Origin of the sequence: Rhizobium sp. CSW-27 (genome assembly GCF_018760785.1) — a bacterium.
GTDB lineage: Bacteria > Pseudomonadota > Alphaproteobacteria > Rhizobiales > Rhizobiaceae > Neorhizobium.
This window is the reverse complement of sequence record NZ_JAHHZO010000002.1, coordinates 153,383-175,877: the sequence shown is the minus strand read 5'-3', so window position 1 is coordinate 175,877 and position 22,495 is coordinate 153,383. Positions and strand designations below refer to the sequence as shown.

The following is a 22,495-nucleotide window of genomic DNA, read 5'->3' as shown; positions in this document are numbered from 1 at the left end:
GGAGGCTTGAAGCCTTAACGATTGCCGTAGATCTGGTCCAGTTCGCCGCCGGAAGCGAAGTGCTCCTTCTGCACCTTGTCCCAGCCGCCGAAGACATCCTCGACCTTCACGAGGCGAACCTCCGGAAACTCGCTGGCGAATTCGGCCTTGATCTTCGGATCATGCACGCGGTGGCCGAACTGGGCGGCAACCCGCTGGCCTTCCTCGCTGTAGAGGAAATCGAGATAGGTCTTGGCCAGCGTCTCGGTTCCATGCTTCTTGGCAACCTTGTCGACAACGGCAACCGGGAATTCGGCCAGCAGCGAAACGGACGGAATGACGCTTTCCACCTTGTCGGCACCGTACTGCTTGGCAATGCCGCGCGTTTCGGCCTCGAATGTGATCAGCACATCGCCGATCTGACGCTCGACAAAGGTGGTCGTGGCGGCACGGCCGCCGGTATCGAAGACCGGCACGTTGTCGAAGATCTTCTTCACGAAGGCCTCGACCTTCTCCTCGTCGCCGCCAAAGGCTTCCTTGGCATAGGCGGTTGCCGCGAGATAGGTATAGCGGGCATTGCCCGAGGTCTTCGGGTTCGGGAAGATCACCTTCACGTCGTCGCGGACGAGATCGTTCCAGTCCTTGATGTTCTTCGGGTTTCCGGCGCGCACCAGAAAGGACGGAAAGGAGTAGAAGGGGGAAGCCGCATTGGGGAAGTTCTTCTGCCAGTCCTTCGAAACGAAGCCCTGCTTCACCAGGAAATCGATGTCGGTCACCTGATTGAAGGTAACGACATCCGCCTCCAGGCCTTCGACAATGGCGCGGGCCTGCTTGGAGGTCCCGGCATGCGACTGGTCGATGGTGACACCCGGATGAACCTTGACGAAGGCTTCGTTTTCGGCGGCAAACAGTTCGCGCGCGATGTCGTAGGACGCGTTCAGCAGCTTGTTCGGCTGTTGGGCCAGCACCGGCCCGGCGACGAGAGCGGCCAGCGCGGTGCCGATGATCAGGAGGCGGTTCATGCAATTCTCCGGTCAGGTTCGATTGACCGGAATTCTAGCGGTCCGCAACCGCCCGGACGAGAAACCGCAAACCTGCCACAAATGGCGAAACGGGAAATTTCCACTCATTCCGCCGTGGAACGGCGATGCCCATTCCAACCGGTTGAAACGGGCATCGGCCATGTGGCGGGACGGCAGGGGTGCACCGTCCGCGCCGAAAGTCATTCGGCCGCCGGATTGAGGCCCGGCGACAGCGGCTCGTCCCGCCGGTCGTCATTGTCACCGGAGGACGGCTTTGCGGCCTTCGGCTCGCGGCCGAAGAATAGGGCATAGCCTGCCGGCAGCACGAGGATGGTCAGAAGCGTCGCGACCAGGATGCCGCCCATCATCGCATAGGCGAGCGGCCCCCAGAACAGTCCGCGCGAGATCGGGATGAGCGCCAGAACCGCCACCAGCGCCGTCAGCATGATCGGCCGGAAACGGCGCACGGCAGCCCCGACAATCGCCTCGCGCCGCGCCATGCCGGCCGCGATATCCTGGTCGATCTGGTCAACGAGAATGATCGAGTTGCGGATGATGATACCGAGCAGCGCAATCACGCCGAGGATGGCGACGAACCCGAACGGCGCTCCGGTAATCAGAAGCGCTGCTGCTGCCCCGATGATGCCGAGCGGGCCGGTGGCCAGCACCAGCATGGCCTTGCCGAAATGCTGCAGCTGGATCATCAGAAGCACCAGAATGACGAAGAGCATGACCGGTGCCTTGGCGGCAATCGACATCTGGCTCTCGGCGGCATCCTCCGCGCCGCCCTGGATCTCGACCTTGTAACCGGCCGGCAGTCTGTCGCGCAGCTCCGCCATGCCCTGGTACATCTTCAGCGCCAGATCATTGGGCTCGACGCCATCCGGAACCGTCGCCTTGACGGTGACGGTCGGCAGGCGATCACGCCGCCACTCGATGCCGTTTTCCTGCACCGGCACCACACGGGCGATCTGCGAGACCGGCACGAAGGCGCCGCTATCGGTCGGGATATAGACGCTGTCGACGGCATCGAGCAGCTTGCGTGTCTGATCCGGCTCGCGGGCGACGATCGAGACGGTTTCCTCGCCATCGCGGAACTGGCCGAGTTCGGCACCGGACACGGCGGCATAGAGCATCTGCCGGACCCGTTGCGAGGAAACGCCGAGTGCGCGAGCCCGGTCCTGGTCGATGACGAGCTTCATCGTCGCCACCGGCTCCAGCCAATCGTCATGGATAGTGCCGAGGAGCGGGTTCTCGTGGAAGCGCTGCTTCACCTGATCGGCGATCCTGCGTACCTCCTCCCGGTCCGGACCGGAGACACGCATCTGCACCGCCCAGCCGACCGGCGGCCCGAGGAACAGGCGGTCCACCTTGCCGCGCACGGTCGGGAAATCCTCCGCCAGGATCTTGCGCAGCTTGATGATCATCCGTTCCCGCTCCTCAAGCCCGTTCGACATCACGAGAAGCTGGGCGAAGTTCGGGTTGCGCAGCTGCTGGTCAAGCGGCAGGAAGAAGCGCGGCGCGCCCTCGCCGATGAAGGTCGCGACGAACTTCTTGTCCGGATCGTCGATGATCTTGGCTTCGAGAGCCTTGGCCTGGCGTTCCACCTCCTCGATGGCCGTGCCCTCCGGCAGCCACATGTCGACCAGGATTTCCGGGCGCGAGGACTGCGGGAAGAAGCTCTGCGGAATGAACTGGAAGGCCCAGAGGCTGGTGCCGAAGGTGAGGAAGGTTGCCATCAAGACGATCAGCCGGTGGCGCACGCACCAGGCGACGGTGGCGCGCAGGCCGCGATAGAAGCGCGTGTCGTAGACATCGTGATGCGTGCCGGCATGCGCCCGCTGCTTCAGGATCATGTAGCCGAGCCAGGGCGTGAAGTAGACCGCCACGAACCACGAGGTGACGAGTGCGATGCCGACCACGTAGAACAGCGAGCGGACATATTCGCCGGCGGTGGAATCCGCAAAGCCAACCGGAATGAAACCGGCTGTGGTGATCAGCGTTCCTGTCAGCATCGGAAAGGCGGTGGAGGAATAAGCAAAGGTGGCGGCATCGAGCTTCTCCAGCCCCTCCTCCAGCTTGCGTTCCATCATCTCCACCACGATCATCGCATCATCGACCAAGAGACCGAGCGCGATGATGAGCGCGCCCAGCGAAATGCGCTGCAGCTCGATGCCAAGCTCGTACATGATCGCAAGCGTGGCGGCGAGCACCAGCGGAATGGAGATGGCGATCACGATGCCCGACCGCCAGCCGATCGACAGAAGCGAAACGACCAGCACGATGACGAGCGCTTCCAGCAGCGCCTGCGTGAACTCGCCGATCGCCTCGTGCACCACTTCCGGCTGGTTGGCGATCTGCTCGACGGACACGCCGACCGGCAGCGCGTTTTCGAAGCGCCTGTAGGTCTCGTCCACCCAGGTGCCGACATCGGTCACCTTGTAGCCGTTCTGCATGACGACGCCGACTTCCACCGCATCCTTGCCGTTGAAGCGGAACTTGCGATCGTAAGGCTCGATCAGCCCGCGGGAAACGGTCGCGATATCGCCGAGACGAAACACCTGGTTGCCGCTGCGGATGCGCAGTTCGCGCACGTCTTCCGGCGTGCGCACGCCGCCTTCCACGGTGATGCGCACCGAACGGGTGGCGGTCTGCACGGTGCCCGCCGGGTCCATGTCGTTCTGGCCGTCAAGCGCGCTCTTCACGTCGTTCAGCGTCAGCTTGCGCTCGGCCAGCGCCTTGGAGGAGATGTCGATATAGATGCGCTCCGGCTGGTCGCCGAGGATCGACACCTTTTCGACACCCCTCGTGGCCAGCAGCATGTCACGGGCCTGGATGGCGAACTGCTTGAGTTCCGGATAGGAATAGCCGTCGCCGGTAATGGCATGCAGCGTGATATAGGTATCGCCGAACTCATCGTTGAAATACGGTCCGAGCAACCCGCTCGGCAGGTCCTGCTCGATGTCGCCGATCTTCTTGCGCACCTGATAGAAGGCATCCTTCACCTCGGCGGCATTGGTGTCGCCCTTGATCTGGACGGTGGTGATCGAGAAACCGGCGCGGGTATAGGATTTCACCCAGTCGAGGTGCGGGGTTTCCTGCAGCTTGCGCTCGATCTTGTTGACCACCTGGTCCTGCATCTCCTTGATGGAGGCGCCCGGCCAGACGGCCTGCACCACCATGACGCGGAAGGTGAAATCGGGATCTTCCTTCTGGCCCATGTTCATGATGCCAAGACCGCCGATGATGATGATCAGGCCGAACAGGAAGCGGCCGATGCTCGGATGGGCGATCGCCCAGCGCGACAGGTTGAAGGGCTTCTTGCCGGAAGCCGTGGTGTGAGAGGCGCTCATGGCTGGCGTTTCCTGTTCTGGACGACGAGTCAGGACTGCTTCGGCAGACCGGCGACGGCCGGCTCTTCGGCGTTTTGCACCTCGCGGTCGGAGAGGCGAACCTTCATGTCCTCGCGCATGAACTGTGTGCCGGCGGCAACTACCAGATCGCCGGCGGCAATCCCGTCCGTCACCCGCACACCATCTCCGGCAAAGCCCGCCACGGTCACGGCACGCGGATGCACCGTCTGCGTCTGGCGGTCCACCAGCCAGACGACCGGCTGATCGGACTGGCGGGACAGCGCCGACAGCGGCAGCACATAGGCGGGCCTCGCATCATCCGCGCGCACGGTGACCGTCGCCGTCATGCCGAGGCGGATATTCGGATCGTCCGGCAGGCTGACACGCACGGCAAAGGTGCGCGACTGACTGTCGGCGCTGCCGGCAATCTCGCGGACCTTGCCCTCCAGCGACAGATCGCGGTTCGACCAGAAGCCGGCCCTGACCAGCTTGCCGGGCCGGAATTCGGCAATGTCGCTTTCCGGAACGGCAATCGCCACCTCCTTGGCTCCGTCGCGGGCAACCGTCACCACCGGCGTGCCGGCGGCCAGCACCTGACCGGCCTCGGCGCTGGTCGCGGTCACGATGCCCTCGACATCGGCGGTCAGCACGGTGTAGGCGACGCGGTTCTGCGCCTGTTCCAGCGCCGATCTGGCCGCATCGCGGGAGGCAACCGCCTGCTCATGGGCAAGCTGGCTCTGTTCCAGCGTCGACTGCGAGGTGACGTTCTTTTCCTGCAGCACCTGGGCGCGGTTCAGCGCCAGGTGGGAAATTTCCACCTGCTTCTCGGCCGAAGCCAGCTGCGCCTCTGCCTGGCGCACGGAAAGTTCGTAATCGACCGGATCGAGGCGGGCGAGGACATCGCCCGGCTTGACGCGCTGGCCGACATCCACCAGCCGCTGCGTGACCTTGCCGTCGACACGAAAGCCCATGGCGATCTCGGTGCGGGCACGCACCGCGCCGGAATACTGCATCCGGCGCCCTTCATCGGGCTGCGCAACCTCGACGACCTTCACCGGGCGGATGACCGTTTCCGTTTCCGCCTTTTGCTCGCTGCAGCCGGCAAGTCCGACAAGCCCGACAAGGGCAAGGCCCTGCCCGAAACTCTTCCAGTTTGCCAGTCCCCTGATCAACATGTTCGGCTCCTACCGAAAGAATGCCCCTCTGAGGGTCGAAATGACTATTTCAATGCGCGGATCATGTAATCGGCGAGCACGGCAGGCTCGACCTCGCCCTCGCCCGTGCACTTCTTGGCCACCAGTTGCGGATGGCACAGCGTCACGCCGAAGCACATGAAGCATTCGGCGGCGACCATCGGGTCCTGCTGGCGAAACTCGCCGGCTTCGATGCCCTGGCGGATGATGCCGGCGAGAAGGTGCCGGATGCGGGTGAGGTGCTCCTCGATCACCGCCCATTGCTGGTCGAGGGCAACGAGGACCATTTCGTGCACCCGCTCCTCCTCAAGCATGGTCTCGATGGTGATCCGGTGCATCAGGGCGAGATGGCTCTTCAGGCGCTGCTCGGCAGAACCGGAACCGGCCGCATTCTCCTTCAGCGCGGCATATTGCACGCCCAGCATGCGCCTTGCGAGCGCCTGGTGGATCTCCGCCTTGGAAGAGAAGAAGCGGTAGATATTGGCCGGCGACATCGACAGATCGCGCGCAATGTCGGCCACATTGGTCTTCGAGTAGCCGTAATGCTTGAAGAGGCGCTCCGCCGCATCGAGAATCCTCTCGATGTTGTCGGTCCGGGCGGCCTCGCCGGCCTGGCTGGAAAGATCGTTCATGACGCGTGCCAAATGATGACTGACGAATTTTGAATTTCGTCAGTCGTATCATGTCAGCATTTTCTGTCAATCCCGCCGGAATTTTCCGCAACGCTGGAACCTTTGCCCGTGTCGCAAGTTCGTTGAGGCCGCGAAGTGCTTGTGGGGACCCCATCATGGCCGATGGCCAATTGCTGCAACTGGAAACGGACGACCGCTACCGGCTGCTGATCAACGCGATCACCGATTATGCAATCTATATGGTGGACCCGCAGGGCTATGTGGCCAGCTGGAATCCCGGTGCCGAGCGCATGAAAGGCTATGTCGCCAGCGAAATTCTCGGGCAGCATTTTTCCCGGTTCTACACCCCGGAGGACCGGGCGGCGGGCGAGCCGCAGCACGGCCTCGATACGGCGCGGCGGGAGGGCCGCTTCGAGAAGGAAGGCTGGCGACTGCGCAAGAATGGCGAGCGCTTCTGGGCCAATGTCGTGATCGACGCCATCCGCGACCAGCACGGCACGCTTCTCGGCTTTGCCAAGATCACCCGCGACATCAGCGAGAAGCGCACCGCGCAGATCGAGCTTGCCCGGGCGCGCGAGGAACTGTTCCAGGCCCAGAAACTGGAGGCCATCGGCCAGTTGACGGGCGGCGTCGCGCATGACTTCAACAATCTGCTGATGGCGATCCTCGGCAGCCTGCAGATGCTGCAGAAGCGCCTGCCGGACGACCCGCAGACCACCCCTCTCGTCATCAATGCCATTCGCGGCGCCGAACGCGGCGCGGCCCTGACCCAGCGGCTGCTGGCCTTTGCCCGGCGCCAGGAACTGGATGTGCGCCCCGTCGATGTGCGCGATCTGGTGGAAGGCATGGTGGAGCTTGCCCGCCGCTCCCTTCCGCCCGACATCGCCATCGAGGTCGAATGCGAGACCGGCCTGCCCGCCGTCCTGACCGACGGCAACCAGCTGGAGACGGCGCTGCTGAACCTCATCGTCAATGCCCGCGACGCCATGCCGAACGGCGGCCTCATTCGGATTCTGGCGCGCCCGCGCCATGTCCTGCAGCGCGAAGGCCAGCTCGAACCCGGCCTTTATGTCGAGCTTTCGGTGATCGATGACGGCGAAGGCATGGATGCCGAGACACTGGCGCGCGCGCCCACGCCGTTTTTCACCACGAAAGGCATCGGCAAGGGCACCGGGCTCGGGCTTTCCATGGTACAAGGCCTGACGGAGCAATCGGGCGGTGCATTGCGGCTGACCAGCCTGCCGGGTTTCGGCACCACGGTGACGCTGCTGATGCCCGCGCAGGCAGGGGCCGTGCAGGCCGCAACAAGGACGGAAGACGCAATGACGACGATGCAGGACAAGCCTCAAGCGGGACGCCCGCTGACCGTGCTTGCCGTGGATGACGATGCGCTGGTGCTGATGAATACCGGCCTGATGCTGGAGGATCTCGGCCATACGGTGATCGAGGCGTATAACGGGGTCGATGCGCTGGCCATCGTCGAAAGCGGGCAGGAGATCGACGTGGTGATCACCGATCATTCGATGCCGCGCATGACGGGCGCCGAACTGGCCGGACGCATCCGGCAGATCCGGCCGCACCTGCCGATCGTGCTTGCCACCGGCTATGCGGAGCTGCCGAGCGGCGACGGCGCCAACCTGCCGCGCCTGCCCAAGCCCTTTTCGCAGCAGCAGCTGGGCGAAGTCCTGGCCAGCCTGCCAGCCTCCCTCTAGCGATTTCGCCGCGAACATTTGCCGCTCCTTGGGTGTTTGGCATGCAACAACGCCAGGAGGACAGACAATGGTGTTCAAGCCCCAGACCTATCATGAACGAGAGCCGACGGTGGATGTGCAGTATCCGCCGCAGGCCGCGCTGGAAACCCGGGTGGCGGCAGCGCTCGCCAGCGCCGGCGGACTGGATGCGACCGACCTTGCGGTGACGGCCGAAGGAAACACCATCGTCCTGACCGGCAGCGTGCTGCAAACCGGCGAAATCGAGCGTGCTGCGGAAGTGGCGATGTCCGTCGAGGGCGTCACCTCCGTCACCAATCGCCTCAGTGCCAGCGAAACCTCCTGATTTTCCGGATCTTCGCCGAGCTTCAGACATCGAAAAGCCCGGGGCGTTGGGTAACGCCCCGGGCTTTTGCTGTTGGAAAGAGCTGCAGCCTATCGCGGCAGGGCGTAGGCGATCACGTAGTCGCCGGGCTTGGTGCCGATCGAGCCATGGCCGCCCGCGACCATCACCAAGAACTGGCGCCCGTCCTCCGCCGAATAGGTCATCGGGGTTGCCTGGCCGCCGGCCGGCAGGCGTGCTTCCCACAGTTCCTCGCCTGTCGTCAGGTTGTAGGCGCGCAGATAGTTGTCGACTGCTGCGCCGAGGAAGACGACGCCGCCCTTGGTGATCATCGGTCCGCCGATGCCCGGCACGCCGAGCTTGAAGGGCAGCGGCAGCGGCGTCATGTCGTAGACGGTGCCGTTCTTCTGCTTGTAGGCGATCTCGCCCGTGCGCAGGTCGGCGCCCGCGACATAACCCCATGGCGGCGCCTGGCAGGGGATCTGCAACGGTCCGAGGAAGGGACCCATCTTCACGGCATAGGGGGCGCCCTCATTGCGGTTCAACCCCTGTTCCGACCCCTTCTCGCCTTCCCCCTTCGGCGGCACGTCCGCACGCGGCACGAGCTGCGATGTGAAGGCGAGATAGGTCGGCATGCCGAACATCACCATGCGCTCCGGATCCACCGCGACCGAACCCCAGTTGAAGGTGCCGAAATTGCCGGGATAGACGAGCGTACCCTGCAGCGACGGCGGCGTGTACTGACCCTCATATTTCAGCTGCTTCAGCCGGATGCGGCACACCATCTGGTCGAATATGGTGACACCCCACATGTCCCGGCCTTCCAGCGTGCGCGGCCGGAACGTGAGCGCCGTAATCGGCTGCGTCGGAGAGGTCGTGTCTTCAGGAATCGCGCCGCCCGGTGCCGGGATCTCGCGGATCGGGCGCAGCGGTTCGCCGGTGCGGCGGTCGAGCACGTAGATATCGCCCTGTTTGGTGGGGCCGACAAGGGCCGGCACCTGCACACCATCCGGCATGGTCAGATCGATCAGAACCGGCTGGGCCGGCACGTCCATGTCCCACAGGTCATGATGCACCGTCTGGCGCACCCAGCGGTCGGCGCCGGTATTGAGGTCGAGCGCGACGATGGAGGACGAGTACTTCTCGACACTCTCCGAACGGTTCATGCCGAGCTGGTCCGGCACCTGGTTGCCAAGCGGAATGTAGACGAGGCCAAGTTGTTCATCGACGCTGAAGACCGACCAGCTGTTCGGCGAGTTCGCCGTATAGGTCTGTCCTTCCGGCAGCGGTGCAGTCTCAGTCGGATTGCCGGAATCCCAGTTCCAGACCAGCTGGCCGGAATTGACGTCGAAGGCCCGGATCACGCCGGACTGCTCCCGGACGGAATAGTTGTCGTTGACCGCTCCGCCGATGATGATCTTGCCGGCGGCGATCACCGGAGGCGACGTCGAATAATAGTAGCCGGCCGGATTGTAGGGCATGCCCTGTTCCAGATGCAGCACGCCGTTATCGGCAAAGCCGGTGCAAACCTGACCGTTGGTGGCATCAAGCGCGATCAACCGGGCATCCGAGGTCGGCAGGTAGACGCGCTGGGCGCAGGCTTGCCCCGGCTGGGCGGCCGGATCGGCATAATAGGTCACGCCGCGGCACGTCTGGTGCTGGCGATCGGGATTGAGGCCGACATTCGGATCGTATTTCCACTGCTCCTTGCCGGTTGTCGCGTCGATGGCGATTGCCCAGTTGTGCGGCGTGCACAGATACAGCGAATTGCCGACCTTCAGCGGCGTCACCTGATAGGTCGTCTCGCCGACATCCTCCGGCAGCTTCACGTCGCCGGTCTGGTAGCGCCAGACTTCCTGCAGGTTCGCCACGTTCTGGACATTGACCTGGTCGAGCGGCGAGTAGCGCTGACCGTAGGGCGTGCGGCCATACTGGTGCCACTCGCCGGGCGGCACGTTGCCGCCGAGATTGGGCGCGGCCGCGACCTGCTCTTCCGGCAGCCGGCCCTCCATATCCGTCGTGTCGGTGAACATCGAGAAGATGGCAACGGCAATGGCCAGCACCAGCACTACACCCAGAGGTCCGGCGCCGGCCGCATAGCGGGTGCCGGTATTGGGGCTGCGGAAACCGAGCGGCCGGCGCACCCACGGCGTCAGCAGCCAGAGGCCGAGCACGATGATGACACCGCCGCGCGGGCCGAGCTGCCACCAGTCGAAGCCGACCTCCCAGATCGCCCAGGCAAGCGAACCGATGACAATGAGGGAATAGAGAAGCAGCGCCGAGGAGCGGCGCATGAAAAGCAGAATGGCAGTGACCAGAAATGCAATGCCGGTGATGAGATAATAGGCGCTGCCGCCCAACATCAGGAGTTGGGCGCCACCGGCGGCCAACGCAATCCCTATCAAGGCGAACAGGATCGCAGTGATCGTAACGGACATGTCAGAAATCCCGAAAGTGCGAGGGGTGATCGAGGCTTTTTTGGGGCCCTACCCGGCGGGTCAACTGCCAAGCGTGCCGAAGGTTCCATGAAAAAGACCGTCCGCCCCAGCCGCCAGCCGCAGCCCGGAGAGAGCCGAGGGGGAAGCCGGAGAGAGCCGTGTCATGCCCGCCTGCGCTTCGGGACAGGCGACAGGCGAGCCATGCCACCGGCAAAGCGCCACAACCAACGCCCGAAGCCCGGGCATGCTTCCAGGGCCTCGCGAAGCGCACGCACAGGAAGGCGGATCAATCCTCGCCCAGTTCCTGCAGGATCTGGTGACGGGCCCGGTTCAGGCGACTCTTGACCGTGCCGACGGCACAGTCGCATATTTCGGCGGCGGATTCGTAGCTCTCTCCCAGGATGGCGACCAGCGTCAGCACCTCCCGGTAATGCGGGGGCAGCCTGGCGAGCGCCCGCTGCACCTCGCGGACACGGGCCTGCACCTCCTGTGTCGCCTCCATCGGGGAATCGCCCGACACGGCCTCCTCAAGCCCCGGTGCCTCGCGCCCCAGCACCTTGGCGCGCGTATAGAATGTGTTGCGCATGATGGTGAAGAGCCAGGATTTCAGCTTGGTCCCCGGCTCGAACTTGTCGAGGTTGGCCAGGGCCTTCATCAGCGTTTCCTGCACCAGATCGTCCGCATCCGAGGGATTGCGGCAGAAGGTGCGGGCAAAGGCGCGGAGAGCGGGGATGAGTCTGACAATATCTGCGCGTGCAGGATCGCGACTCAACTGTGATTCTGACACCGTTGCAAACCTCTCCAGTATCGGTGGTGGGATCGAGGTGGCAAACGTTGCGCATATGCATTTAGTTCCGCCCGCCCCTGCCATTCGCGGTTGTTGCGCAATAGGCCGCAAACCCGCCCGGAGCCTGAAGCCGCCTGCGGATGCAAGGCGCGACGTCCGGAACAAAGCCAGCCTCTCTGCCGTTCTCACGGGCAACATCAGGACAAACCGGAAAGGGAGATGTCATGAGCATTGTCGGCACGCAGGTGATTGCCGAAGGCAGCGGAAACGCAGGCTATACGGTGGAATTCATCGAACAGGATGGCGACGTGATCTCCGTCAGCCTGCGCTCGCAGACCTCGGGGGTGAACCGGACCAACGCGGTGGCCAAAGCCAAGGAATTCATCAGCCGGATGGTTCGCGACAACGAACTGCCGGACGAGATGGTGGATGCCGAGAACCAGGACGGTCGCGCCGCGACCATGGCGAGCTCCGCCTCCCGTCGCAGCGAGCCGCGCAACCTTGAGGAGCAGCTGCAGGAGGGACTGGAGGACAGCTTTCCGGCAAGCGACCCGATTTCCATCGCCGTTACCTCCATTCCCGGCCGTGACGGCCGCGGCTGAGACGCAAATGCGCACATTGATACAACGCCCGGCCCGGAACCGACCGGCCGGGCGTCGTGTTGCGGGCCTGTCCCATTGACAAGCGGGACCTTTCCGCGCTTTCCAGTAGTTTGACAGGGGATGCCGCCCCATCTTTCGCCGCACAGCCGGCGGAAAACGGCTGGGGCATCCTCCAGACAACCGGACCGCCGAGAGGTCGGAATGAAGCAGAACACGGACGAGACCACCACCGGCAACACCAGCACCGGCAAGCCGGAGCTGGGCGCAACCGTCAGCACGAAAGTTGCCGGCCTTCTCAGCGCAATCGAGAAGGAACCGGTGCCGGACCGGCTGATGGAGCTTGCGCTTCAGTTGCAGAAGGCGCTCAACGAAAAGCAGGCCCTGCCGGACTGAGCGGTCGGAAGGCTGCCGCGCACGCCGCGCCTCAGCGCCCGACCTGCACCGGCGTTATGGTATCGCTGCTGACCCTGCCCTCCAGCACGCCGCGCGGACCGTCGGACGGAAAACGCCCGGACATATCCTCGATCACCGTATACAGTTTCTCGCTGCGAAAGGCGCTCGCCATGTCGGTGGAATTGCCCTCCGCCGGCAGGGCATCGGTGTCGGTGTAGTCCACCTCCGCTTCGGTGGCGACCAGCCGCGCGTCGCCCGTCGTCCGCGCCCGTACCACCACTTCACCCTGCGGCGGACGATCCATCCACTGCGGATCCTCTGCCGGCGCATTGGGAACGAGGCGATAGATCTTCATGTCCTCTGCCAAGGTCTTGCACTCCTTCTGTCGTGAGAGCGCAAAACGCCCGCCCGCGCGCTTCGTTCCGCGGAACCTTGCCCGCCGCCTGCGGTTGCTGCGGCACCGGAGAGACCAAGGAGGAACCGATGGAAAATCCCGGCAACTGCCATCATCTCTGCATCGACATGCAGCGCCTCTTCGCCGAGGACACGCCCTGGCAGATCGACTGGATGGAGCGTGTGCGCGGACGGGTGGAAAGGGTGGCGCGCGCCACGGCGCAGCGGACGATCTTCACCCGCTTCATTCCGCCGCAACGCCCCGAGGCAGCGACCGGCATGTGGCGTCCCTATTTCGAGAAATGGTCGAACATGACGCGCGAGGCCCTTGGCGAGGCGATGATCGATCTGCTGCCGGAACTCAGGCAACTCGTGCCCCCGGCCGTGGTGTTCGACAAGCCGACCTATTCGCCCTGGCTCGACGGCCGGCTCCACCGCCACCTGCAGGACAAGGGCGCCGGAACCCTGGTCGTTTCCGGCGGGGAGACCGATGTCTGTGTGCTGGCGACAGTGCTCGGCGCCGTCGATCTCGGCTACCGCGTCATCGTGGTGCGGGATGCGATCTGCAGCGCCTCCGACCAGACCCATGACGATTCCATCGATCTTCTGGCGCGGCGCTTTTCGGTGCAGGTGGACCTGATGGAGGCGGATGCGGTGCTGGCCTGGTGGCCCTGAGCGGCGAGGTGCCACGGAACAATCTCCCGCCCCACCGGTTGGATTCGCAGACGGCAACAGCCCGCAGCGAGGAGGCAGGCCATGCGACATGAACCGAAAAGCGGCGGCAAGCCCGGCGAGATATCCCAGTGGCCGCGCTGGGAGGGGCCGGCGGAAAATCGTCCCAGCGGCTATGTGCAGGGCGAGGCGGACATTTTCGCCGAGCACCCCGTGGAAGACAAGAAGCGCGATGCGCGCGACTATCCGCTGGAGGATCTCTCGCCCGAAGAACGGGCGCAGCGCCAGGCCGAGGGCGGAGACAAAAGCGGAGACAAGGGCGGACATAGGGGCGGAGACAGGGCATGAGCACGGAACTCTGGTTCTTCGCCGTCGCGATCGGCCCGGTCCTGCTGGGCGGGGCGATCGTCTATGCCCTGATGCGCCGGCGCCGCATCAACCCGGTCGAGGACATGCGCCGGGAAGAGGCCGTGCGCGACCTTTACGACAAGCCGGGTTCCCGCAGCCGCTGATCCACCTTCGGCGGGAACCTTCTTCCGGTACCCGCGGTTAGATGGAGGCGACATCCCTGCTGCATTGACGGCCACCACCAGACCGGCGGCGGGGCCACGCACCCAATACCCCCGAGAAACAAGAACCAAGAAACAACCCACACCGAGGAGAGAAACACCATGGCTGACAAGACCCTTGAGGATCTGTTCTACGAGACGCTGAAGGACATCTATTATGCCGAGCGCAAGATTTCCAAGGCGCTTCCGAAGATGGCGCGTGGCGCCACCGACGAAAAGCTGAAGCAGGCCTTCCTCAAGCACAAGGAGGAAACCGACGGGCAGATCGAGCGCCTGCAGCAGGTCTTCGAGATCATCGGCAAGCGCGCCCGCGGCAAGACCTGCCCCGCCATCGACGGCATCATCGAGGAAGGCGAGGAAATCCTCGACGACTTCAAGGGCACGCCGGCTCTCGACGCCGGACTGCTGGCGGCAGCCCAGGCCGTGGAGCACTACGAGATCAGCCGTTACGGCACGCTGCGCGCCTGGGCGGGTCAGCTCGGCCTGAAGGACGCCGTGAGCCTGCTTGAGGAAACGCTTGCCGAGGAAACCAAGACGGACGAGACCCTGACGAAGCTGGCCGAAACCGCGGTGAACAACGCGGCCCGCAAGGCCGCCTGACGCGGGAAGTTCCCGAGACAGGAACACGAGGCCCGCCGTCCCGCAGAGGGGGCGGGCCTTCTGATGGCCACATGACGGCCACGAGGAACGCCCGCGGAGAAGGATCGCCGCGGGCTGGTTCGATGGACGCTCTGTCGCGAGCCGCCGCTCAGGCGGAGACGTGCTGCGAATGCGGTATCACGCGGCTCCACTCGCCGCTGACCTCCTGCCGTCGGAAGACGGTGCGTCGCAGCGTCTGGATGTCACGGGCCGCGTGGGCCCTTGCCGCCTGCAGCGCCAGTTCGTAGCTCGGGAATGATGCCGAGGGCTGGCCGTCCAGCACATAGATCCAGCCGGTCGAGTGCGGCACGATGTCGAAGTATTTTTCCATTGATGGGTCCTCCTTGCCAGCGCTTCGAACTGCCGGAAGAGGAAGAAGTTCCACCCCTTCTGCATTTTTACGCGAACGGAGGATTGCCAGCCGGCGCTGCAACGCACAAAATTCGATTCTCTCGGAACTTTAGCGGCTTCGGGGCGTTCTGACGGTTGGGCGAATGGAGAGGAAGATGGCGGACTCGAACGAGTGGATCAGAAACCGGGCCTACGCGCTGTGGGAAGAAGAAGGCCGCCCGCACGGCCGCGATGCCGAGCATTGGGCGCGGGCCTGCGAGGAATTCGAAGCGCAGTCGGAGGCGACCGAAAAGCCGGCGGCGGCAGTGACGGCGTCCCGGACCAGGAAAGCGGCAAGTCCGGCAACCGAGGCACCCGTCAGCACGGCGGAGCCGAAGAAACCGAAAGCCTCTGCCAAGACCAAGACAGCAACGGCCAAGGCACCTGCAAAACCGGTGGCAGAACCGAAGCCGGTGGAACCGATTGCCGCTCCGGCGCGCAAGCGGTCGGCCAAGACCCCCGTGGCCTGAGCCTCTCCCCCTATCGCCAGACTGTGCAGCGTCGCGGATCTCTTCGCGGTGCTGGGATATCGTTGTCTTTATCGTCGAGAGCGGCATGCAGGTCGAGTTTTCCGAGTTCCGGTTTTCCAGAGCGCAATGGAACAGCGCCGAAGGGCGAAGCGTTGATAGCGACGCGACAGGGGGCGCCGCCTGCGACAGGCCGGGCGGCTCGATTGTCTTCCTGTGCGCCGCGCGGAGGGCATTGGCATGATGAATGCGCCCTTTACCTTCGATGACCGCCGCGAGCGGCGCGGCAGCCGCGACCGGATCCTTGATCCGACACGCCTCGGAAGGGACATGCCGGCGATGAAAATTCTCTCCGTCACGTCCGAACTGTTTCCCCTGGTCAAGACCGGCGGCCTCGCCGACGTGACCGGTTCGCTGCCCAAGGCGCTGGCAGCGCTCGGCATATCAACCACGACCCTGCTGCCCGGCTATCCGGTCATGCTGAGGCAGATCGGCCAAAGCGGCGTACCGCTGATGACCTTCGAGGATCTGCTGGGCGAGCGGGCAACGCTGGTGCATGCCCGCCACGATGACCTCGACCTGCTGGTGCTCAACGCCCCCACCCTGTTCGACCGGCCGGGCGGCCCCTATGTCGACGCCAGCGGCAAGGACCACCCCGACAACTGGCGCCGCTTCGCAGCGCTATCGCGCGCGGCCGCCGAAATCGCCGCCGGCGCCCTGCCCGGCTGGCAGCCGGATCTCGTACACACCCATGACTGGCAGTCGGCCCTGACCTCCGTCTACATGCGCGAGATGGGCTGCCGGGTGCCGGTGGTGCTGACCATCCACAACATCGCCTTCCAGGGCCAGTTCGGCGCCGACCGGCTGCCGGCCATCGGTCTGCCGGACCACGCCTACAGCACCGGATGCCTCGAATATTTCGGCGATATCAGCTATCTCAAGGGCGGGCTGCAGACGGCCGACATCATCACCACCGTCAGCCCGACCTATGCCCGTGAAATCCTCACCCCACGCTTCGGCATGGGCCTCGACGGCGTGCTGAACGAGAGGGTGATGGCGCTGCGCGGTATCGTCAACGGCATCGATCTCGATGTCTGGAACCCGGCAACCGACCCGCACCTGCCACGCAACTACGATGCCACGAGCCTGAGGCGCAAGCGGGAGAACCGTGAGGTGCTGCTGGAGCGTTTCGGGCTTGATCAGGACGAGGGACCGGTCTTTTCCGCCGTGACCCGTCTCACCTGGCAGAAGGGCATGGACATGTTTGCCGATGCCGCCGACGAGGTCCTTCGCCAGGGCGGCAAGGTGATCGTGTTCGGCCAGGGCGATCACGAGATCGAGCAGGCATTGCGCACCACCGCCGCCCGTTTCCCGGGCCGCATGGCCGTGCATATCGGTTATGACGAGCCGACCGCGCACCTGATCCATGGCGGTTCGGACGCCATCGTCCAGCCCTCCCGATTCGAACCCTGCGGCCTCACCCAGCTTTATGCGCTGCGCTACGGTTGCGTGCCGGTGGTATCGCGCACCGGCGGGCTGTCGGAAACCATCATCGATGCCAATGATGCGGCCATGTCCGCCCGCGTTGCGACCGGCTTCCAGTTCCATCCCGTCAACACCGACGGACTGCGGCTGGCGCTGCGCCGCGCACTCGATACCTATGCCGACCCGCGTCACTGGGCCAGACTGCAGAACCAGGGCATGAAGACCCGCTTTTCCTGGGAACGCAGTGCGGACAAATATGCAGCGATCTACACCAATCTGGTGAACCGGCGGGTCTCTGCCTCCTGACCACGCCGCTCCACGCGGCAGATGCGCCTGTTAAGCCATGCCACAAGGCCAGCCTTTCACATCCGGAGGCTGGCTTTTTTCCCTGAGCGCAAGACCTGTCCTCACGACAGGCAGGGAAGCAGCACCCCGTCAAGGCGCGCGCCCCCTGCCGGCAGTCGGCAGAGGGCGCGCGCCTTGACGGGGTGGCTGGCAATCAGCCGCGGCGGAACACGGCAAGGCTTCGACCCTCGAGATCGAAATCCTCTTCCTGATCGATCTCCTGGCCGCGAATGGTGACATCGGCGGTGGTCAGTTCGAGAATCCACCGGCCCTTGTTGAGCGGCGGGATCTTGAACGGCACCAGTCCCTCGAACGGGTTGAACAGCATCAGCACGTCGGACCAGATGCCCTTCTGGCCCTCCAGATCGCGCCGGCCGAGATGCAGGCCGAGCGTCGTGCCCTCCATCCATTGTTCCGGCTGCTGATAGCCGCCGCCGGCATTGAACCAGTTGACCTCCATGCCGTCGCGCCAGTTCTCGCGGCGGAAGATCGGCTGCGTCTGACGCAGCTTGATGAGGTGCCGCGTGAAAGTGCGCAGCGCCTCGTTGGTCTCCGGCAGGTCTTCCCACTGGACCCAGGAAATCTCGCTGTCCTGGCAGTAGCCATTGTTGTTGCCCATCTGGCTGCGGCCGAACTCGTCGCCGGCAAGCAACATCGGCGTGCCGTGCGAGAGGAACAGGGTAGCGAGGAAGTTACGCTTCTGCCGCTCGCGCGTGGCGTTGATGGCCTCGTCCTCCGTCGACCCTTCCGCGCCGTAATTATAGCTGCGGTTGTCGTTGTGGCCGTCGTTGTTGTCCTCGCCGTTCGCCTCGTTGTGCTTCTCGTTGTAGGAGACGAGGTCGTTCAGCGTGAAGCCGTCATGGGCGGCAAGGAAGTTGACGCTTGCCCAGGGCCGCCGGCCGCGCTGGTCGTAGATGTCGCCGGAACCGAGCAGGCGCGCGGCGAAATCCGGCGCGGTGTTCTGGTCGCCCTTCCAGTATTCGCGGGTCGTGTCGCGATATTTGTCGTTCCATTCGGCCCAGCCGGGCGGAAAACCGCCGACCTGATATCCGCCCGGACCGATATCCCATGGTTCGCCGATCAGCTTGACACGGGAGAGGATCGGGCACTGGGTGATGGCGTCGAAGAAACCGCCGCGCTGGTCGAACCCTTCCGGCTCGCGCCCGAGGATGGTGCCGAGGTCGAAACGGAAGCCGTCGACATGCATGTGCTCCACCCAGTACCGCAGCGAATCCATCACCATCTGCAGCACGCGCGGGTGGGAAGTGTTCACCGTATTACCGGTGCCCGTGTCGTTGATATAATAGCGGTGATTGTCGTTCAGGGTGCGGTAGTAGGAAAAGTTGTCGATACCCTTGAAGGACAGCGTCGGCCCCAGCTCGTTACCTTCCGCCGTGTGGTTGTAGACCACGTCGAGGATCACCTCGATGCCGGCATCGTGGAAGGCGCGCACCATGTCGCGAAAGCCCTGGATGCCGCGCGGACCGTAATAGCGCGAGGCCGGCGCGAAGAAGCCGATCGTGTTGTAGCCCCAGAAATTGTGCAGGCCCTTGTCGAGCAGGTGCTGGTCGTCGGGAAATTCATGCACCGGCATCAGTTCCACCGAGGTGATCCCGAGGCTCTTGATGTAGTCCACGGTTGCCTTGTGCCCCATGCCGTCGAAGGTGCCGCGCAGATCCGGCGGAATGGCCGGGTTGAGCCTGGTGAACCCCTTCACATGCGTCTCGTAGACGATGGTGGATGGCCAGGGAACATTCGGGCGGTTGTCCGGCGTCCAGTCGAAATCCTTCGGGTCGATGACCCTGCATTTCGGCGTGAAGGGCGCGCTGTCGCGCTCGTCGAAGGTCAGGTCCTTGTCGTCATGATAGATGTCATAGGCAAAATGGGCGTCGTTCCAATCGAAGGTGCCGACCAGTTCGCGGGCGTAAGGATCGATGAGAAGCTTGTTCGGATTGAACCGGTGGCCGTTTTCCGGATCGAAGGGACCGTGCACACGATAGCCGTAGAGCTGGCCCGGCTTCACGCCCGGCAGATAGCCGTGCCAGATCTCGTGGGTATATTCCGGAAGTGTCACGCGGGCGATTTCCCGCTTGCCGGTCTGATCGAAAAGGCAGAGCTCCACGCGGTCCGCATGGGCAGAGAAAATTGCGAAGTTGGTGCCCTCGCCATCGAAATTCGCACCGAGTTCCAGCCAGGAACCGGGCTCGACGCTGACTGTCTGAAAATTGCTGTCCATACCGCACCTTGCTGTGACTGTGCGCCAACAAAGCGCGACCGGCAAAATCGTTCCGTGCCGCTGCAAAGATGCGGCCTGCCGGGCCGCCTGCGGCGGCACTTCCTGCATCGCTGCGGTAACCTTTTGCCGGCCTCGCGCGTTTCCTCAGACCGGTGCCCGCGCATGACGCGCGGGCAAAGCGGAGAGACAAACGGAGACGACCATGACAGCGCTTACCCCCGAAGAAATGGAGGGCCGCCTGAACGCCCATCGCGAGCTGATGATCGATTTCATCGCAGCCCTGCTTTCCGGCGAGGACCGTGTGCAGGACTTTACGCGACGCCTGGTGGAGGATGCGAGTTTCAAGGATCATCAGGAGGATCCGGGAGCCTTGCCGGATCTCGGCCTTGCCACCGAGGCAAGTGCGGCCGACGAAGTGCGCTCGATCCTGGAAGCGGCACGCGCCAGGGCAGAGGCAACGCAGGAGCAAAGCTGACGGCCATCCGCCTTCACCGGCGATCTGTCGCGCTCTGCGCCGGGTCGCGGCCTGCCTTCTTTCCGGCCAACTTCCATCGCATTGTTAAGAAGTGTGGCGGTTCTGTGGAACCGGACGATGACACGATCGTTCAGGTGGCACAGGCTGCAAGGAGGGTTTCAATGTCTCGCGAATGGATGGAAGCCGCCAGCGTAATGCTGGCGATCGTGACCTGCTACATGCTGATCGTACCGGTGTGAGCCCATTGGCGCGCCGCCCTAAAGCCGACCGGACAGCGCCTCTGCCTTGCCCCTCAACGGTCCGCATCACGGCCGGCGGCGAAATAGGCTGCCAGATTGTCGATGTCGGCATCCGTCAGATTGTCGGCGGCCCGCACCATCAGGTGGTGGAACCGGGTACCGCCCCTTTCCCCGTCGCGAAACAACCGGAGCTGCCCCGCCAGATAGGGCGCGCTCTGCCCGAAGAGCCTCGGATAGAGCGGATTGCCGTCCTCCCGTTCATGACAGCTGAGGCAGGCCGGGATGCGATCTTCCGGACGGCCTGACCGGGCAAGCGCCTGCCCGGCCGCGACATCCGCGCCCCGAGGATTGACGGGCGCCGGCGCGCCGGCGCGCTGCCGTTCGCCGGTAAAGCGGGCGGCAAGGCCTGCCACATCGTTGGCGTTCAATCCATTGACCGCCGTCTGCATGATGCCGCTCTGCCGCTCTCCCTTCAGATAGGCCATGAGGCTTGCCCGCAGATAGGCTTCCGACTGGCCGGCAAGGCTGGGGATCAGGCTCTCGCCCGTCAGCCTGTTTTCCGCATGACAGGCATTGCAATCCAGGGCGGCGCTCATGCCCGGTCGTAATGGCGCTGCCAGCCCGGCAAGCTGGCGGTATTCGCTCGCCGTCATGCCCGGCAGCTTTCGCAGGAAGGCAACCATGGCCCAGACCTCGTCCTCACGCTGTTGCGAGGGCCAGGCCGGCATGCCGGTAAAGCGCACCCCGTGCTGCACGATCTGAAACAGTTCCGCATCGCTCCAGATCGGCACCCTGGGTTTCAGGTCGGGCGGCACCGGCAGCATGCCGAACACCACCGCCGAGCGCGGCGCGGCGGGCGATCCGTGGCACATGGCACAGCCCTGCTCGAAATGACCGGCGGCCATCGGCAGCATCTGCGGATTGTCGAGCGGCGGCACCGATATGCCGAGAGCGGCGGTGCGCGTGGAACTGCGCATCGACCAGTGCAGGAACCAGTCGGTGATCGGCCAGTGGCCGCTCGCCGCGCCGATACCGACCAGCCCGGACCAGGCCAGAACAAGGCCGAGAAGCGGTGCGGCGATGGCCGCGGCGACGAGATATCTCCAGCGGATGAACATCAGCCCTCCCCCAGCCCTGGCGCATCCGGCGCATTCAGCGTGCGGGCCAGCAGCGTGACGCCGCCGACGAGATAGACGGCGGCTCCCACCATCAGCATCACGACGCCGCCGATCTGCTGGTCCTCTGCCGCCGACAGCGTGGTGCCGAAGCAGGTGACGAAACCCTCGCCGTAGAGCGGCCGCGGCGCGAGCGAGAGGAGCGCGCCAAGCAGCGTCATGTGCATGGAGGTGAACAGCAGGCCCAGCGTGCCGCCCAGCCGGCGCTCGCCCTGGCTGCGGCCCCCACCGCCGAAACAGGAAAGCCACAGCACGAGACCCGCCGCGAGGAAGGAGGCCTGCTCCAATGCCCGCACCAGCGGCACCTGTTCCGAAAGCGCCCGCAGCGCCGGCAGATGCCAGCCCCAGACCGTCACGAGTTCTATCATGGACGCCAGCAGCGGCGTCATATGCGCGCGGGTGGAGATGTGGTCGAAGCGGGTGCCGGACAGGCCGATGGCAAGCAGCGGAGCGGCCCCCGCCACCACCGCCATATGGGTGATCATGTGGATCGAGAAGGAGGCGGCATCCCCCAGCGCCAGCAGGGTCCAGGCGGCAGCGAGAAGCAGGAGACCGGCAGCAACGAAGACACGCCTCATGCCTGACACTCCGACATGAAAAACAGCGGCAGCGCGGTGAAGACCACCGCCACGAGGCTGAGCCCGGAGAGAAGCAGTGTGGCAAACCCCTGGAAGCGGCGCCGGTCCCGGTCGGTGGCCGCCGCATGGGGTGGTTCTTCCGAACCGAAGCCCCATTGGCGCCAGGCAAGATAGGCGGCAAACAGGATGAAAGCGGCCGCGCCGGCCGTGAACACCGCAAGGCTCACCCGGTAATCGTTGAAGCCAAGCCCCATCAGGCCGGGCTTGGCGCAGTGGATGGCCATGACCACGTAGCAGACAAGGAAGTGGAAGGCCCAGACCGCCGGTCCGGTAAACAGTGTCCAAAGCGTCTCCACTTCGCGCGGGATGAAGCTTTTCATG

At 64.4% G+C, this 22,495-nt stretch carries 23 protein-coding genes; 11 read left to right on the top strand and 12 right to left on the bottom strand.

The window, feature by feature from the left end:
• Positions 1-14: 14 nt before the first annotated feature.
• From KLP42_RS04390 to KLP42_RS04375, 4 genes are all read right to left on the bottom strand, one after another.
• Positions 15-1,001 carry a sulfate ABC transporter substrate-binding protein gene (locus KLP42_RS04390; RefSeq protein WP_215564980.1) on the bottom strand — a complete coding sequence of 329 codons (987 nt, stop codon included), beginning with the start codon at positions 999-1,001 and terminating at the stop codon, positions 15-17.
• A 200-nt stretch (positions 1,002-1,201) separates the two neighbouring features.
• Complete coding sequence (locus KLP42_RS04385; protein WP_215564979.1) at positions 1,202-4,354, bottom strand: efflux RND transporter permease subunit; 3,153 nt, start codon at positions 4,352-4,354, stop codon at positions 1,202-1,204.
• 29 nt (positions 4,355-4,383) lie between these two features.
• Positions 4,384-5,529: an efflux RND transporter periplasmic adaptor subunit gene (locus tag KLP42_RS04380; protein WP_215564978.1), complete on the bottom strand. Its 1,146-nt coding sequence runs from the start codon at positions 5,527-5,529 to the stop codon at positions 4,384-4,386.
• A gap of 44 nt (positions 5,530-5,573) precedes the next feature.
• Positions 5,574-6,179 carry a TetR/AcrR family transcriptional regulator gene (locus tag KLP42_RS04375; protein ID WP_215564977.1) on the bottom strand — a complete coding sequence of 202 codons (606 nt, stop codon included), beginning with the start codon at positions 6,177-6,179 and terminating at the stop codon, positions 5,574-5,576.
• 155 nt (positions 6,180-6,334) lie between these two features.
• Here KLP42_RS04375 and KLP42_RS04370 point away from each other — a divergent pair, with 155 nt between their 5' ends.
• Together KLP42_RS04370 and KLP42_RS04365 are read left to right on the top strand one after the other, a co-directional pair.
• Positions 6,335-7,891 (top strand): PAS domain-containing hybrid sensor histidine kinase/response regulator family protein, encoded by a 1,557-nt coding sequence (locus KLP42_RS04370; RefSeq protein ID WP_252192761.1) that lies wholly within the window; start codon positions 6,335-6,337, stop codon positions 7,889-7,891.
• 67 nt (positions 7,892-7,958) lie between these two features.
• Complete coding sequence (locus KLP42_RS04365; protein WP_215564975.1) at positions 7,959-8,234, top strand: BON domain-containing protein; 276 nt, start codon at positions 7,959-7,961, stop codon at positions 8,232-8,234.
• Positions 8,235-8,323: 89 nt separating this feature from the next.
• Here the strand turns inward: KLP42_RS04365 and KLP42_RS04360 are convergent, their stop codons facing one another.
• Both KLP42_RS04360 and KLP42_RS04355 read right to left on the bottom strand, forming a co-directional pair.
• The gene (locus KLP42_RS04360) at positions 8,324-10,669 is read right to left on the bottom strand and encodes a glucose/quinate/shikimate family membrane-bound PQQ-dependent dehydrogenase (protein ID WP_215564974.1); all 2,346 of its coding nucleotides are present in this window, start codon (positions 10,667-10,669) and stop codon (positions 8,324-8,326) included.
• 286 nt (positions 10,670-10,955) lie between these two features.
• Positions 10,956-11,441: a sigma-70 family RNA polymerase sigma factor gene (locus tag KLP42_RS04355; protein WP_252192760.1), complete on the bottom strand. Its 486-nt coding sequence runs from the start codon at positions 11,439-11,441 to the stop codon at positions 10,956-10,958.
• A 239-nt stretch (positions 11,442-11,680) separates the two neighbouring features.
• On the opposite strand from KLP42_RS04355, the gene KLP42_RS04350 reads away from it, so the two are divergent.
• Complete coding sequence (locus tag KLP42_RS04350; RefSeq protein ID WP_215564972.1) at positions 11,681-12,058, top strand: hypothetical protein; 378 nt, start codon at positions 11,681-11,683, stop codon at positions 12,056-12,058.
• Between the two features lie 201 nt (positions 12,059-12,259).
• Positions 12,260-12,451 carry a hypothetical protein gene (locus KLP42_RS04345; RefSeq protein ID WP_215565458.1) on the top strand — a complete coding sequence of 64 codons (192 nt, stop codon included), beginning with the start codon at positions 12,260-12,262 and terminating at the stop codon, positions 12,449-12,451.
• A gap of 31 nt (positions 12,452-12,482) precedes the next feature.
• On the opposite strand, the gene KLP42_RS04340 is transcribed toward KLP42_RS04345, so the two are convergent.
• Complete coding sequence (locus KLP42_RS04340; RefSeq protein ID WP_252192759.1) at positions 12,483-12,818, bottom strand: hypothetical protein; 336 nt, start codon at positions 12,816-12,818, stop codon at positions 12,483-12,485.
• A gap of 116 nt (positions 12,819-12,934) precedes the next feature.
• Between KLP42_RS04340 and KLP42_RS04335 the strand changes: the two genes are divergently transcribed.
• From KLP42_RS04335 to KLP42_RS04320, 4 genes are all read left to right on the top strand, one after another.
• Positions 12,935-13,519: a cysteine hydrolase family protein gene (locus tag KLP42_RS04335; RefSeq protein ID WP_215564971.1), complete on the top strand. Its 585-nt coding sequence runs from the start codon at positions 12,935-12,937 to the stop codon at positions 13,517-13,519.
• Between the two features lie 81 nt (positions 13,520-13,600).
• Positions 13,601-13,864: a hypothetical protein gene (locus tag KLP42_RS04330; RefSeq protein WP_215564970.1), complete on the top strand. Its 264-nt coding sequence runs from the start codon at positions 13,601-13,603 to the stop codon at positions 13,862-13,864.
• Positions 13,861-14,028: a hypothetical protein gene (locus KLP42_RS04325; RefSeq protein ID WP_215564969.1), complete on the top strand. Its 168-nt coding sequence runs from the start codon at positions 13,861-13,863 to the stop codon at positions 14,026-14,028. Before KLP42_RS04330 ends, KLP42_RS04325 begins: the two co-directional genes overlap by 4 nt.
• Before the next feature lie 159 nt (positions 14,029-14,187).
• Entirely contained in the window at positions 14,188-14,685 is a 498-nt protein-coding gene (locus tag KLP42_RS04320) for a YciE/YciF ferroxidase family protein (protein ID WP_215564968.1), read from the top strand.
• A 148-nt stretch (positions 14,686-14,833) separates the two neighbouring features.
• Here KLP42_RS04320 and KLP42_RS04315 read toward each other — a convergent pair whose 3' ends face one another.
• Positions 14,834-15,055, bottom strand: coding sequence for a hypothetical protein (locus KLP42_RS04315; RefSeq protein ID WP_215564967.1), 222 nt, complete (start codon positions 15,053-15,055; stop codon positions 14,834-14,836).
• 175 nt (positions 15,056-15,230) lie between these two features.
• Here KLP42_RS04315 and KLP42_RS04310 point away from each other — a divergent pair, with 175 nt between their 5' ends.
• Positions 15,231-15,584 carry a DUF2934 domain-containing protein gene (locus KLP42_RS04310; protein ID WP_215564966.1) on the top strand — a complete coding sequence of 118 codons (354 nt, stop codon included), beginning with the start codon at positions 15,231-15,233 and terminating at the stop codon, positions 15,582-15,584.
• Positions 15,585-15,920: 336 nt separating this feature from the next.
• Complete coding sequence (gene glgA, locus KLP42_RS04305; RefSeq protein ID WP_215565416.1) at positions 15,921-17,372, top strand: glycogen synthase GlgA; 1,452 nt, start codon at positions 15,921-15,923, stop codon at positions 17,370-17,372.
• A gap of 193 nt (positions 17,373-17,565) precedes the next feature.
• On the opposite strand, the gene glgX is transcribed toward glgA, so the two are convergent.
• Positions 17,566-19,647, bottom strand: a complete 2,082-nt coding sequence (gene glgX, locus KLP42_RS04300) for a glycogen debranching protein GlgX (RefSeq protein ID WP_215564965.1) — start codon at positions 19,645-19,647, stop codon at positions 17,566-17,568.
• Positions 19,648-19,849: 202 nt separating this feature from the next.
• Here glgX and KLP42_RS04295 point away from each other — a divergent pair, with 202 nt between their 5' ends.
• Entirely contained in the window at positions 19,850-20,122 is a 273-nt protein-coding gene (locus KLP42_RS04295) for a hypothetical protein (protein ID WP_215564964.1), read from the top strand.
• Between the two features lie 292 nt (positions 20,123-20,414).
• Here KLP42_RS04295 and KLP42_RS04290 read toward each other — a convergent pair whose 3' ends face one another.
• Genes KLP42_RS04290 through KLP42_RS04280 form a run of 3 tightly spaced genes read right to left on the bottom strand, consistent with a single transcriptional unit; the run spans position 20,415 to position 22,494 of the window.
• Complete coding sequence (locus KLP42_RS04290; RefSeq protein ID WP_215564963.1) at positions 20,415-21,479, bottom strand: c-type cytochrome; 1,065 nt, start codon at positions 21,477-21,479, stop codon at positions 20,415-20,417.
• Positions 21,479-22,114 (bottom strand): cytochrome c oxidase assembly protein, encoded by a 636-nt coding sequence (locus KLP42_RS04285; protein WP_215564962.1) that lies wholly within the window; start codon positions 22,112-22,114, stop codon positions 21,479-21,481. The genes KLP42_RS04290 and KLP42_RS04285 overlap by 1 nt, the downstream gene beginning before the upstream one ends.
• Positions 22,111-22,494: a hypothetical protein gene (locus tag KLP42_RS04280; RefSeq protein ID WP_215564961.1), complete on the bottom strand. Its 384-nt coding sequence runs from the start codon at positions 22,492-22,494 to the stop codon at positions 22,111-22,113. The genes KLP42_RS04285 and KLP42_RS04280 overlap by 4 nt, the downstream gene beginning before the upstream one ends.
• Between the last annotated feature and the right edge of the window lies 1 nt (position 22,495).

Coding starts and splice junctions, on each gene's coding strand:
- KLP42_RS04390 (WP_215564980.1), bottom strand. CDS start 1,001: ATGAACCGCCTCCTGATCATCGGCACCGCGCTGGCCGCTCTCGTCGCC.
- KLP42_RS04385 (WP_215564979.1), bottom strand. CDS start 4,354: ATGAGCGCCTCTCACACCACGGCTTCCGGCAAGAAGCCCTTCAACCTG.
- KLP42_RS04380 (WP_215564978.1), bottom strand. CDS start 5,529: ATGTTGATCAGGGGACTGGCAAACTGGAAGAGTTTCGGGCAGGGCCTT.
- KLP42_RS04375 (WP_215564977.1), bottom strand. CDS start 6,179: ATGAACGATCTTTCCAGCCAGGCCGGCGAGGCCGCCCGGACCGACAAC.
- KLP42_RS04370 (WP_252192761.1), top strand. CDS start 6,335: ATGGCCGATGGCCAATTGCTGCAACTGGAAACGGACGACCGCTACCGG.
- KLP42_RS04365 (WP_215564975.1), top strand. CDS start 7,959: ATGGTGTTCAAGCCCCAGACCTATCATGAACGAGAGCCGACGGTGGAT.
- KLP42_RS04360 (WP_215564974.1), bottom strand. CDS start 10,669: ATGTCCGTTACGATCACTGCGATCCTGTTCGCCTTGATAGGGATTGCG.
- KLP42_RS04350 (WP_215564972.1), top strand. CDS start 11,681: ATGAGCATTGTCGGCACGCAGGTGATTGCCGAAGGCAGCGGAAACGCA.
- KLP42_RS04345 (WP_215565458.1), top strand. CDS start 12,260: ATGAAGCAGAACACGGACGAGACCACCACCGGCAACACCAGCACCGGC.
- KLP42_RS04335 (WP_215564971.1), top strand. CDS start 12,935: ATGGAAAATCCCGGCAACTGCCATCATCTCTGCATCGACATGCAGCGC.
- KLP42_RS04330 (WP_215564970.1), top strand. CDS start 13,601: ATGCGACATGAACCGAAAAGCGGCGGCAAGCCCGGCGAGATATCCCAG.
- KLP42_RS04325 (WP_215564969.1), top strand. CDS start 13,861: ATGAGCACGGAACTCTGGTTCTTCGCCGTCGCGATCGGCCCGGTCCTG.
- KLP42_RS04320 (WP_215564968.1), top strand. CDS start 14,188: ATGGCTGACAAGACCCTTGAGGATCTGTTCTACGAGACGCTGAAGGAC.
- KLP42_RS04315 (WP_215564967.1), bottom strand. CDS start 15,055: ATGGAAAAATACTTCGACATCGTGCCGCACTCGACCGGCTGGATCTAT.
- KLP42_RS04310 (WP_215564966.1), top strand. CDS start 15,231: ATGGCGGACTCGAACGAGTGGATCAGAAACCGGGCCTACGCGCTGTGG.
- glgA (WP_215565416.1), top strand. CDS start 15,921: ATGAAAATTCTCTCCGTCACGTCCGAACTGTTTCCCCTGGTCAAGACC.
- glgX (WP_215564965.1), bottom strand. CDS start 19,647: ATGGACAGCAATTTTCAGACAGTCAGCGTCGAGCCCGGTTCCTGGCTG.
- KLP42_RS04295 (WP_215564964.1), top strand. CDS start 19,850: ATGACAGCGCTTACCCCCGAAGAAATGGAGGGCCGCCTGAACGCCCAT.
- KLP42_RS04290 (WP_215564963.1), bottom strand. CDS start 21,479: ATGTTCATCCGCTGGAGATATCTCGTCGCCGCGGCCATCGCCGCACCG.
- KLP42_RS04285 (WP_215564962.1), bottom strand. CDS start 22,114: ATGAGGCGTGTCTTCGTTGCTGCCGGTCTCCTGCTTCTCGCTGCCGCC.
- KLP42_RS04280 (WP_215564961.1), bottom strand. CDS start 22,494: ATGAAAAGCTTCATCCCGCGCGAAGTGGAGACGCTTTGGACACTGTTT.